This window comes from Thiobacillus thioparus DSM 505, assembly GCF_000373385.1.
GTDB lineage: Bacteria > Pseudomonadota > Gammaproteobacteria > Burkholderiales > Thiobacillaceae > Thiobacillus > Thiobacillus thioparus.
This window is the reverse complement of record NZ_KB891316.1, coordinates 136,297-148,377: the sequence shown is the minus strand read 5'-3', so window position 1 is coordinate 148,377 and position 12,081 is coordinate 136,297. Positions and strand designations below refer to the sequence as shown.

Annotated in this window: 12 protein-coding genes; all 12 read left to right on the top strand. The window is 64.0% G+C overall.

Annotated elements, in window-relative coordinates; genetic code table 11:
• Position 1 precedes the first annotated feature (1 nt).
• The 12 genes from leuC (at position 2) to accD (ending at position 12,043) form a co-directional block, all read left to right on the top strand.
• Positions 2–1,405 carry a 3-isopropylmalate dehydratase large subunit gene (gene leuC, locus B058_RS0100770; protein WP_026240520.1) on the top strand — a complete coding sequence of 468 codons (1,404 nt, stop codon included), beginning with the start codon at positions 2–4 and terminating at the stop codon, positions 1,403–1,405.
• Positions 1,406–1,408: 3 nt separating this feature from the next.
• A complete protein-coding gene (locus B058_RS16135; protein ID WP_018506552.1) occupies positions 1,409–1,675 on the top strand; it encodes a hypothetical protein in 267 nt (88 codons plus the stop codon).
• Complete coding sequence (leuD, locus tag B058_RS0100760; protein WP_018506551.1) at positions 1,675–2,325, top strand: 3-isopropylmalate dehydratase small subunit; 651 nt, start codon at positions 1,675–1,677, stop codon at positions 2,323–2,325. The genes B058_RS16135 and leuD overlap by 1 nt, the downstream gene beginning before the upstream one ends.
• Positions 2,322–3,383 (top strand): 3-isopropylmalate dehydrogenase, encoded by a 1,062-nt coding sequence (gene leuB, locus B058_RS0100755; protein ID WP_018506550.1) that lies wholly within the window; start codon positions 2,322–2,324, stop codon positions 3,381–3,383. Before leuD ends, leuB begins: the two co-directional genes overlap by 4 nt.
• 55 nt (positions 3,384–3,438) lie before the next feature.
• Complete coding sequence (asd, locus tag B058_RS0100750; RefSeq protein ID WP_018506549.1) at positions 3,439–4,551, top strand: aspartate-semialdehyde dehydrogenase; 1,113 nt, start codon at positions 3,439–3,441, stop codon at positions 4,549–4,551.
• Positions 4,552–4,681: 130 nt separating this feature from the next.
• A complete protein-coding gene (locus B058_RS0100745; RefSeq protein WP_018506548.1) occupies positions 4,682–7,081 on the top strand; it encodes a motility hub landmark protein FimV in 2,400 nt (799 codons plus the stop codon).
• The gene (locus tag B058_RS0100740) at positions 7,074–7,688 is read left to right on the top strand and encodes a CbiQ family ECF transporter T component (RefSeq protein ID WP_245539229.1); all 615 of its coding nucleotides are present in this window, start codon (positions 7,074–7,076) and stop codon (positions 7,686–7,688) included. Before B058_RS0100745 ends, B058_RS0100740 begins: the two co-directional genes overlap by 8 nt.
• 12 nt (positions 7,689–7,700) lie before the next feature.
• Positions 7,701–8,480, top strand: coding sequence for a tRNA pseudouridine(38-40) synthase TruA (gene truA / locus B058_RS0100735; protein WP_018506546.1), 780 nt, complete (start codon positions 7,701–7,703; stop codon positions 8,478–8,480).
• On the top strand, positions 8,465–9,115 hold the full coding sequence (locus B058_RS0100730; protein ID WP_018506545.1) for a phosphoribosylanthranilate isomerase: 651 nt from the start codon (positions 8,465–8,467) through the stop codon (positions 9,113–9,115). Before truA ends, B058_RS0100730 begins: the two co-directional genes overlap by 16 nt.
• The gene (gene trpB / locus B058_RS0100725; protein WP_018506544.1) at positions 9,112–10,311 is read left to right on the top strand and encodes a tryptophan synthase subunit beta; all 1,200 of its coding nucleotides are present in this window, start codon (positions 9,112–9,114) and stop codon (positions 10,309–10,311) included. The genes B058_RS0100730 and trpB overlap by 4 nt, the downstream gene beginning before the upstream one ends.
• Positions 10,312–10,353: 42 nt before the next feature.
• Positions 10,354–11,160 carry a tryptophan synthase subunit alpha gene (gene trpA, locus B058_RS0100720; RefSeq protein WP_018506543.1) on the top strand — a complete coding sequence of 269 codons (807 nt, stop codon included), beginning with the start codon at positions 10,354–10,356 and terminating at the stop codon, positions 11,158–11,160.
• Between the two features lie 13 nt (positions 11,161–11,173).
• Entirely contained in the window at positions 11,174–12,043 is an 870-nt protein-coding gene (gene accD, locus B058_RS0100715) for an acetyl-CoA carboxylase, carboxyltransferase subunit beta (RefSeq protein ID WP_018506542.1), read from the top strand.
• The last annotated feature ends 38 nt before the right edge of the window (positions 12,044–12,081 follow it).

The window sequence follows — 12,081 nt, the reverse complement described above, 5'->3', positions numbered from 1 at the left end:
CATGCCCGGTGAAACCTTGTTCAAGAAACTGTGGGACGCCCACGTGGTTCATGTCGAACCCGATGGCACCACCCTGCTGTATATCGATCGTCATCTGGTGCATGAAGTCACCAGCCCGCAGGCCTTCGAAGGGCTGAAGCTCGCCCACCGCACGCCCCGCCGCGCGGATGCGGCGATTGCCGTGCCGGACCACAACGTGCCGACGACCGACCGATCGCAGGGCATCGCCGATCCCGTTTCGCGCCTGCAGGTTGAAACGCTCGACGCCAACTGCGCCGAGTTCGGCATCACCGAATTCAAGATGGACGACATCCGCCAGGGCATCGTCCACGTCATCGGCCCCGAGGAAGGACTGACCCTGCCCGGGATGACCGTGGTCTGCGGCGACTCGCACACGTCAACCCACGGCGCCTTCGGTGCACTGGCGTTCGGCATCGGCACGTCCGAAGTCGAGCATGTGCTGGCGACGCAATGCCTGTGGCAGAAACCTTCGAAGACCATGCTGGTGAAGGTGGAAGGCCAGTTGGGCCACGGCGTGACCGCGAAGGACATCGCGCTCGCGGTCATCGGCGAGATCGGCACCGCCGGCGGCACCGGCTACGCGCTTGAATTCGGCGGCTCGGCGATCCGGGCCCTTACCATGGAAGGGCGCATGACCCTGTGCAACATGGCGATCGAGGCCGGCGCGCGCGCCGGCATGGTGGCGGTCGACCAGGCCACCATCGATTACGTCGAGGGCCGTCCGTACGCGCCGAAGGGCGACGCATGGGACCAGGCGGTGGCGTGGTGGAACACGCTGCACTCGGATGCCGACGCCGAGTTCGACCGCGTGGTCGAACTCGATGCCGCGAAGATCGAACCGCAGGTCACCTGGGGTACCTCGCCCGAAATGGTGGCGACCATCGGCGGCTGCGTACCCAACCCGGCCGACGCGTCGAGCGAGGTCAAGCGCCACGACTGGACGCGCGCCCTGGAATACATGGGCCTGCAGGCCGGCACGCCGATCGCCGAAATTCCGGTCGACAAGGTGTTCATCGGCTCGTGTACCAATTCCCGCATCGAGGATCTGCGCGAGGCCGCCAGCGTGGCGAAGGGTCGCAAGGTCGCGCCCAACGTCAAGCTGGCGATGGTGGTGCCCGGTTCCGGCCTGGTCAAACAGCAGGCCGAGGCCGAAGGCCTCGACAGGATTTTTATCGAGGCCGGCTTCGAATGGCGCGAACCCGGCTGCTCGATGTGCCTGGCAATGAACGCCGACCGCCTGGAGCCGGGCGAGCGTTGCGCCTCCACTTCCAACCGCAATTTCGAGGGACGGCAGGGGCAGGGCGGCAGGACGCATCTGGTCAGTCCGGCGATGGCGGCTGCTGCTGCGTGTGCCGGCCATTTCGTCGATGTCCGCAAGGAGTGAAAGATGAAGAAAATCTTCGGGTTGTTGGTGTTGCTGGCGATGGCGCAAGGCGCATGGGCGGAAGAGAAAAGCGTTGTCCAAAAGACGGGCGACGCCGTGAAGAAGGGCGCGGAAGCGACGGAGCGCGGCATCAAGAAAGGTGCGGAAGCAACGGAACGTGGCATCAAGAAAGGCGTTGAAGCGACGGAGCACGGCGTCAAGAAGGCGGGCGAGTGGGTCGGCGAGAAGATGCAAAAAGGCGGCGAAAAACTGGAGAAGGTGAGCAAGTGATGCGTAAGTTCTCAGTGTTGGATGGATTGGTCGTGCCCCTGGATCGTGCCAACGTCGACACCGATGCGATCATCCCCAAGCAGTTCCTGAAATCGATCAAGCGCGCCGGCTTCGGCCCGAATCTGTTCGACGAATGGCGCTATCTCGACCACGGCGAACCGGGCAAGTCGAATCACGACCGTCCGCTGAATCCGGATTTTGTGCTGAATCAGCCGCGCTATCAGGGCGCATCGGTGCTGCTGACACGCGACAATTTCGGCTGCGGTTCGAGCCGAGAGCACGCGCCATGGGCGCTGGAGGACTATGGCGTCCTTGCCATCATCGCGCCGAGCTTCGCCGACATCTTCTACAACAACTGCTTCAAGAACGGCATCTTGCCGATTGTGCTTGACGCTGCGGTGGTAGACCGACTGTTCCGCGAATGCGAAGCGAATGAGGGGTACGCCCTGACAGTGGATCTGGACAAGCAGACGGTGACCACGCCAACGGGTGAAAGCATCCGGTTCGATGTGGATGCGGGGCGTAAGCACCGTCTGTTGAACGGGCTCGACGACATCGGCCTCACCCTGTTGCAGGCCGACAAGATCAAGGCATACGAAGAACGGCGCAAGCAGGAAGCCCCCTGGTTATTTAGTGGATCACAACAATGAAGATTGCAGTCTTGCCGGGTGACGGCATCGGTCCGGAAATCGTCGCGCAGGCGGTGAAGCTGCTGGAAGTCCTGCGTGCCGACGGCGCGAAAATCGAAATGGAGACCGCGCCCATCGGCGGCGCGGGCTACGACGCGGCGGGCGATCCGCTGCCTGAGGCGACGCTGAAACTCGCGCGGGAGGCCGATACGGTGCTGCTCGGCGCTGTCGGCGGCCCGCAATACGACACGCTGGATCGTCCGTTGCGCCCCGAGCGCGGCCTCCTGCGCATCCGCAAGGAGCTCAACCTGTTCGCCAACCTGCGGCCGGCGCTGCTGTATCCCGAACTGGCGGGTGCGTCCTCGCTGAAGCCCGAGGTGGTGTCCGGTCTCGATCTCATGATCGTGCGTGAGTTGACCGGCGACGTGTACTTCGGTCAGCCACGTGGTATCGAGGTGCGGAATGGCGAGCGCGTCGGCTTCAACACGATGCTGTATTCCGAGTCCGAGGTGCGCCGTGTCGCGCACGTCGCCTTCGGCATCGCGATGAAGCGCGGCAGGAAGCTGTGTTCGGTCGAGAAGGCCAACGTGCTGGAATGCTCCGAGCTGTGGAAGGAAGTGATGATAGAGGTGTCGAAGGACTATCCCGAGGTCGCGCTTTCCCACATGTACGTCGACAACGCGGCGATGCAGCTGATCCGCGCGCCCAAGCAGTTCGACACGATCGTCACCGGCAACATCTTCGGCGACATCCTGTCCGATGCCGCGTCAATGCTGTCCGGCTCGATCGGCATGCTGCCATCGGCCTCGCTCGACGAGCACAACAAGGGCATGTACGAGCCGATCCACGGCTCGGCGCCCGACATCGCCGGCAAGAACCTGGCGAATCCGCTGGCGACCATTCTGTCGGTGGCGATGATGTATCGCTACACCTTCGCCGACTTGGCGACCGCCGACCGCATCGAGAATGCGGTGAAGAAGGTGATCGCGCAGGGTCTGCGTACCGGCGACATTTGGACTGAGGGTACGCAGAAAGTGTCGTGCAGCGCGATGGGCGACGCGGTGGTGAAGGCGCTGTGATTTTTCCCGCGCACGGCCTGCGAGGCATGCGCGGACCGATTATCTGGAGACGAACATGATGAAAGTAGGACTGGTCGGCTGGCGCGGCATGGTGGGTTCCGTGCTGATGGGGCGCATGAAGGAAGAGCGCGACTTCGATCACATCGAACCGGTGTTCTTCACCACCTCGAACGTCGGCGGCAAAGGACCCGACATCGGCCGTGACGTGCCGCCGCTGAAGGATGCCGGCAGCATCGATGAACTGAAGGCCTGCGATACCATCATCACCTGCCAGGGCGGCGACTACACCAAGGAAGTCTATCCGCAGCTGCGTGCGGCGGGCTGGAATGGCTACTGGATCGACGCCGCCTCGACGCTGAGGATGAAGGACGAGGCCATCATCATCCTCGACCCGGTCAACAAGAATGTCATACAGGACGGCATCGCCAATGGCGTCAAGACCTATGTCGGCGGTAATTGCACGGTGTCGCTGATGCTGATGGCAATGGGCGGGCTATTTGATGCCGGCCTGGTCGAATGGGTGTCGCCGATGACCTATCAGGCCGCCTCCGGCGCTGGCGCGCGCAACATGCGCGAACTGATCGCCCAGATGGGCGCAGTGTATGCCGAAGTGAAGGACCTGATCGCCGACCCGGCTTCCGCCATCCTCGAAATCGACCGCAAGGTGGCGGATTTTATCCGTTCCGACCGCTACCCGGTCGACGCCTGGCCGGTGCCGCTGGCCGGCAACCTGATCCCGTGGATCGACGTCGCGCTCGAGTCCGGCCAGTCCAAGGAGGAATGGAAGGCGCAGGTCGAGGCCAACAAGATCATGCGCCGCAGCGACAAACCGATTCCGATCGACGGCCTGTGCGTGCGCGTCGGCGCGATGCGCTGCCACTCGCAGGCGCTCACCATCAAAATGACAAGAGATGTCCCGCTGGCCGACATTCACAGCCTGATCGCCGCCCACAACCAGTGGGTGAAGGTGGTACCGAACGACCGTGAACTCAGCATGCGCGAACTGACCCCGGCCGCAGTGACCGGTACGCTGACCGTGCCGATCGGCCGCATGCGCAAGCTCAACATGGGGCCGGAATACCTGACCGCGTTTACCGTCGGCGACCAACTGCTATGGGGGGCAGCCGAACCGCTGCGCCGCATGCTGCGCATCCTGCTGGAAGCCTGACCGAATGGGGTTGAGGGCGGCAGGTTCAAGACTGGTGCGATTGTTGCACTAAAGATTGCGCCTGACGAGCCGTCAATAGTGACGTCAAGGATTCAACAGCCCCGCTAGCGGGGCGAACAGGGAGAGACGGATGAAATTGAAGCGCTTCACCACCCAACTGGTGGCTGCCGGCCTGATCGCCGTGCCGCTGATGGCGGATGCAGCCGGGTTGGGCAAGCTGTCGGTCACCTCTACGCTCGGCCAGCCGCTTGCGGCCGAAATCGAGTTGTTCGCGGCAGACAAGGCCGAACTCGACAGCCTGTCGGCCAGCCTGGCTTCCGACCAGGCGTTTCGCGATGCGCACGTCGAATTTGCCCCGGTGTTGTCGTCCCTGCGCTTCACGGTCGAGAAAAAGCCGAACGGCAAGGCCGTCCTGAAAGTCAGTTCCAGCCGCCCGGTGAACGACCCCTTCATCGATATGCTGGTCGAACTGAACTGGGGTTCGGGACGACTGGTGCGTGAATACACCATGCTGCTCGATCCTCCGGGTCTCGCGGCAAAACAGACGGTGGCGCCCGTGACGGCCGTGGCGCCGTCGAACGGCCCCGCAGCCAAACCCGCCCCAGCTCCAGCCCCGGCCGTGGCAGCACCCAAAACGACGACTCCCGCTGCGGGCAAGGCCGCGCCCAAGGCCACGGCGGCGGACCATGTCAAAGTCAAACGGGGCGACACCCTCATCGGCATTGCCAGCCGCGTGCGCCCCGAAGGCGTGAGTCTGGAGCAGACCCTGGTTGGCCTCTATCGGGAGAATACCCAGGCTTTCGACGGCAACATGAACCGTCTGCGGGCAGGCAAGACGCTCGACGTTCCGTCCGCCGACAAAGTGGCTGCCATTCCGCAACAAGATGCAATGCGCGAACTCAGGCTGCAGGCGGATGACTGGCGTGCCTATCGGCAGAAACTGGCCGGAACCGTGAGCGCAGCTCCCGCGGCCAAGGCTACACAAGGCCAGGCCAGCAGCGGCAAGGTCACGCCCAAGGTGGAAGATCACGCCAAGCCGGCAGCCGAAGCGCCGAAGGACGTCCTGAAGCTGTCCAAGGCCGCGCCGCCTGCCACGACCGCGGGCAAGGCCGATGAAACCCGGGCGCTGCAGGAAAAACTGCGCGCACAGGAAGAGGATGCGACTGCCCGCGAAAAAGCGCTGAAGGAGTCGGGGCAGCGCGTGGCTACACTGGAAAAGCAGATCCAGGATATGCAGAAGCTGGTCGAGATGAAGGAGAAAGCGAAAAAAGAAGCCCCAGCCCCCGTTCCTGCTCCGACCCCAACCCCGGCCCCGGTTGCTCCGCAGGCGGCCAAGCCTGCGCCTACTCCGGCACCAGTTGCACCCACCGTCAAGGCGCCGCCGGCCAGCCCCGAACCAGCTCAAAACTGGTACGACCCTCTGCTCGCCGACCCGTTGTATTGGGGGGGGGGCGTAGCCGCGCTGGGCTTGGGCGGTATCCTGTGGTGGATGATGGCGGGTGGCGGACGCCGCAAAGGCGGCAGCGCCGCCCTTGAAGACAGCATCATGAGCGGCGGCGACGTGCGCCCGAACACGGTCATCGGTGCCGCATCCGGTGGCAGCGTTAATACCGGCGACACGTCTTTCCTGACCGATTTCAGCCAGGCGGGTCTGGGCACCATCGATACCCACGATGTGGATCCCATCGCCGAAGCCGAGGTGTACATGGCGTACGGCCGTGATGCCCAAGCTGAGGAGATCCTCAAGGAAGCCATCAGCAAAAATCCGGACCGTCACGAAATCCGCGTCAAACTGCTGGAAATCTACGCTGCGCGCCGCAATACCTCAGCATTCGAATCGGTTGCCGGCGAGCTCTATGCTGCGCTTGGCAGCAAGTCGAGCCCTTTGTGGGACAAAGTCTGCGAAATGGGCCGCAGCATCGATCCGACCAACCCGCTGTATGGCGGCGTGCAGTCGAGCGCTCCTTCTGCCGCGGCGGAAACGGTAGCGGCGACAGCGGCGATCGCCGGTGGAGCCGTGGCCTTCGCAGGCGAGCCGGCGAAGGCCGAATCCGCCATCGAATCGGCACCCGCTGCCGAACATGAAATCGAGCCAGAGCCGGTAGCCGACAACATGCCGCTGGAATTCGAATCCGCGGGGCATGTCCTCAATTTCGACATGCCGTCCGAGCCTGCGGCTGAATCCTCTGCAGCCGGCTACGTCGAGGCGGATACCCATAGCCTGAACTTCGATCTACCGGATATCGATCTGCCTGCGGAGGAGGACGACTCGTTGAAGCTGGATCTCGGCCTGAATGACGATAATGGTCCGGACAGCAAATTCGATTTCAGCGGCCTCGATCTCGATCTGGGCGAGTCGGGCGACAACGAACTCGAACTCGACGAAGTCGGTACCAAGCTCGATCTTGCCCGTGCCTATGTGGAAATGGGTGACAAGGAAGGCGCACGCGAGATCCTCAACGAAGTGCTGGCCGAAGGCAGCGAAAGACAGAAATCCGATGCGCAAGGCATGTTGAGTTCGCTTGGTTAGATGCCCCCATCCGGCTGCCCGCATCCTGCTGTGGTGCGGGTGGGCAGTGGCGGTGGAACGTGCTGTCTTGCCCCAGCTTGCTTTCCTGGCCGTCGCCCTTGCGACGGCCTTGCTGTTTGCATCTGCCCGCCATGAGGCCTGGCGTTTGTTGCGCCGAACCCGTTGGCTGATGGTTGTCCTTCTGCTTACCTACGCCTACACCATGCCCGGTACGCCGTTATGGCCCCCGCTCGAATGGGCCAGCCCGACCTTGGAAGGGATCCGGCTGGGTGCACTGCGCGTGGCGCGGCTGGCACTGATGATCGCTGGACTGGGGGTGCTGCTCGCCACCACTATCCGCCCTCGCCTGATTTACGGCCTGTATGGCCTGGCCCGCCCGCTGGTCTGGTTGGGGTTTGATCGTCGCGCCTTCGCAGTACGCCTGGGGCTGACCCTGGACTACGTCGAGCATGCGCCCAAACCGGCGCGGTGGCTGGATGCGCTGCGCGTGCCATTGCCGGATGACGCCGGCCCCGCCACGTACACTCTGCGCACCGAACGCTGGCAAGGCTGCGATAGCGCCGTCATACTTGCGGGCTTGCTTGGGGTGTGGATCGTGCTGGCGTGAGGCCGGGTGAGTATGCGTATCGTATTGGGGCTGGAATATTGCGGCGTCGGCTTTTGCGGCTGGCAGTCGCAGCCGCAGGGCTGCGGTGTGCAGAACGCACTGGAAGCGGCCGTGTCGGCGATTGCCGGCGAAAGGACGGTCGTCACTGCAGCCGGGCGCACCGACACCGGCGTGCACGCGGCATTCCAGGTCACCCATTTCGATACTTCGGCCCAGCGTCCGATTACGGCCTGGGTGCGCGGCGTCAATAGCCATCTTCCGCCTGGCGTGGCGGTGTTATGGGCGCGCGAGGTGGGCGAGGATTTTCATGCGCGTTTCGCCGCCACACAGCGGGGCTACCGCTATGTGCTGCTGAATCACCCGGTGCGGCCCGGCCTCAATCACGGGCTGATCGGCTGGCATCATCGTCCGCTCGATGCCGACGCGATGAACCGGGCGGCGGCGCATCTGATCGGTCGGCACGATTTTTCCGCCTTCCGTGCCGCCGAATGCCAGGCCCGGTCGCCGGTCAAGGAGCTGCGGCTGGCGCAGATCGAGCGGCGCGGCGATTACCTGCTGTGCGATTTCCGCGCCGACGGTTTCCTGCACCACATGGTGCGCAATCTCATGGGCTGCCTGGTCCATATCGGCGCCGGCATGCAGTCGCCCGAGTGGATGCACGAGATCCTGCAAAGCCGCGATCGCACGCTGGCAGCGCCCACTTTCGACGCCGCCGGGCTGTATCTCACCCACATCCGGTATCCTGCGCACTTTGCCTTGCCGGAAAGCTCGGAACGATGGCTGTTCGCGTAAAAATCTGTGGCATCACCCGGTTGCAGGACCTGCAAGCCGCCTGCAGCGCGGGGGCGGATGCCGTGGGCTTCGTGTTCTACGAAAAAAGTCCGCGCCACGTGTCGGTCGAGGCCGCCGCTGAACTGGTGCGCGCATTGCCGCCCTTCGTCCAGAGCGTGGGCCTGTTCGTCAACGCCGAGCCGGCCTTCGTCGAAAGCGTGTTGCAACGTGCCCCGCTCGACCTGCTGCAATTCCACGGCGACGAGACGCCGGCCGACTGTACGCGCTTCGGCCGACCCTATATCAAGGCGGTACGGGTCAATCGGGACACGGATTTGCTAAAATGCGCGGCTGACTTCGATGCCGCACGCGGCCTGTTGCTCGATGCCTTCGTGCCGGGCGTGCCGGGCGGCACCGGGGAACGCTTCGACTGGGCCCTGATCCCGCCGGATCTCCCAAGGCCGATCATCCTGTCGGGCGGCCTCACGCCCGACAACGTCGCCGATGCGGTGCAGCGCGTGCGACCGTGGGCGGTGGATGTGTCCTCCGGGGTCGAAGCGGCGCTGCTTGTTAATGGGGCGGCCGTTGCCGCCAAAGGCATCAAGGACGCGCACAAGATTGCGCAATTCATTGCGAAAGCGAAAGAAGCATCATGAAGCTCACCGATCTACCCGATTCCCGCGGCCACTTCGGCCCCTACGGCGGCATTTTCGTCGCCGAAACCCTGATGGCGGCGCTCGACGAACTGCGCGTCGAATACGACAAGGCGCGCAACGATCCCGCTTTCATCGCCGAATTCGAGTATGAGCTCAAGCACTACGTCGGCCGTCCCAGTCCGGTGTATCACGCCAAGCGGCTCTCCGAAGCCTACGGCGGCGCGCAGATCTACCTCAAGCGCGAGGATCTCAACCACACCGGTGCGCACAAGATCAACAACACCATCGGCCAGGCGCTGCTGGCGCGGCGCATGGGCAAGAAGCGCGTGATTGCCGAAACCGGCGCCGGCCAGCACGGCGTCGCGTCGGCCACCGTCGCGGCGCGCTACGGCATGGAATGCGTGGTCTACATGGGTGCCGAGGACGTCGCCCGCCAGTCGCCCAACGTCTTCCGCATGAAGCTCCTGGGCGCCACCGTGGTACCGGTGTCGTCGGGTTCCAAGACCCTGAAGGATGCGCTGAACGAGGCGATGCGCGACTGGGTGACCAACGTCGAGTCGACCTTTTACATTCTTGGCACGGCCGCCGGCCCGCATCCGTATCCCATGCTGGTGCGCGACTTCCAGTGCGTGATCGGCCGCGAATGCCTCGTCCAGATGCCGGAACTGGCCGGCCGCCAGCCCGATGCGGTGATCGCCTGCGTCGGCGGCGGTTCCAACGCCATCGGCATCTTCCATCCCTATATCCCGCATGAAAACGTGCGCCTGATCGGCGTCGAAGCGGGCGGTTCCGGCGTGGCCAGCGGCAAGCACGCGGCGCCGCTCACCGCCGGCACGCCCGGCGTGCTGCATGGCTTCCGCAGCTACCTGATGCAGGACGAGAACGGCCAGATCATCGAGACCCATTCGGTCTCCGCCGGTCTCGACTATCCCGGTGTTGGCCCCGAACACAGCTACCTCAAGGATGCCGGCCGTGCCGAATATGTCGCGATCGACGACGACGAGGCACTGGCCGCCTTTCACGATCTGTGTCGTTACGAAGGCATCATTCCCGCACTCGAATCCAGCCATGCCGTCGCCCATGCCAAGAAGCTTGCGCCGACCCTGGGCAAGGACAAGATCATCCTGGTCAATCTCTCCGGGCGCGGCGACAAGGACATCAACACCGTGGCCAAGGTATCGGGGATCACACTCTGAACCGGCTCCCCAATTGAATCGAATCTTCCAGAAGACCACACCATGAGCCGCATCGGCCAGACCTTTATCGCGCTGAAAGCGCACAACAGAAAAGCCCTGATTCCCTTCATTACCGCAGGCGACCCCGGCAAGGGCCTGACGGTGCCGCTGATGCACGCGCTGGTGGAAGCCGGGGCCGACATCATCGAGTTGGGGGTGCCGTTTTCCGATCCCATGGCCGACGGCCCGGTGATCCAACGGGCATCCGAACGGGCGCTGGCGAACAAGGTCGGGCTGAAGGACGTGCTGGCGATGACGGCGGAATTCCGCAAGACCAATACGACGACGCCCGTGGTACTGATGGGCTATGCCAACCCGGTCGAACGCATGGGCTACGAAACCTTTGCCCTGGCGGCGAAGGCGGCCGGCGTGGACGGCGTGCTGACGGTGGATATTCCGCCGGAGGAATCGGCCGGCGTGTCGGACGTGTTCAAGGCCCACGGCCTCGACCCGATTTTCCTGTTGTCGCCGACGACGCCGGAATCGCGCGTGGAACAAGTGGCGGCGGCCGCCGGCGGTTTCATCTATTACGTCTCGCTCAAGGGCGTGACGGGTTCGGCCAATCTCGACACCGAGGAAGTCGCGCAGAAACTGGCCATGGTGCGCAAGCATTGCAGCCTGCCGGTGGGCGTGGGCTTCGGCATACGCGACGCGGCAACCGCCGAAGCGGTGGCGCGCATCGCCGACGCGGTGGTGGTGGGCAGCCGCATCGTGAACGAGATCGAGACCGCGCCCGAAGGCGAATGCACCAACCGCGTCAAGCACCTGGTGGCCGAATTGCGCCGCGGCGTCGACGCGGCATCGAAATAAACGGAGAAGACACATGAGCTGGTTTCAGAAAATCCTGCCGCCGAAGATCAAGCGGCGTGCACAGGCATCGAAGAAGTCGATGCCCGAGGGCTTGTGGTCCAAGTGCCCGGCCTGCAACGAGGTGCTCTACCGTGCCGATCTGGAAAGCAACCTGGAAGTGTGCCCGAAGTGCGGTCACCACCATCGTATCGGTGCGCGGCAGCGGCTGGCCATGCTGCTGGATGCGGAGGGGCAGCATGAAATCGGCGCCCATATCACGCCCCTCGACCCGCTCAAATTCAAGGACAGCAAGAAATATCCCGACCGCCTGAAGGAAGCGCAGACCGGCACGTCGGAAACGGATGCACTGGTGGTGATCGGCGGCAGCGTCAAGGCGGTGCCGGTAGTGGCAGCGGCGTTCGAGTTCAAGTTCATGGGCGGCTCGATGGGGTCGGTGGTTGGCGAGCGCTTCGCCCTGGGTGTGGAAGCGGCGATCGAGTCGAACTCGGCCTTCGTCTGCTTCTCCGCCAGCGGCGGCGCGCGCATGCAGGAAGGCCTGTTTTCGTTGATGCAGATGGCCAAGACGTCGGCGGCGCTGACCCAGTTATCGCGCCATCGACTGCCCTTCGTGTCGGTGCTGACCGATCCCACGATGGGCGGCGTGTCGGCGAGCTTCGCCATGCTGGGCGACCTGATCGTCGCCGAGCCCAACGCGCTGATCGGCTTTGCCGGGCCGCGCGTGATCGAGCAGACCGTGCGCGAAACCCTGCCGGAAGGGTTTCAGCGCGCCGAGTTCCTGCAAGAGAAGGGCGCCATCGACCGCATCATCGATCGCCGTCAGATGCGTAGCGAGCTCGCATCCACGCTGGCGATGATGATGGGCCGGCCGGCGCTGGCGGCCTGACATCCGAGTTGATTGAGCGCCCAAGTCGCCGGAGACAT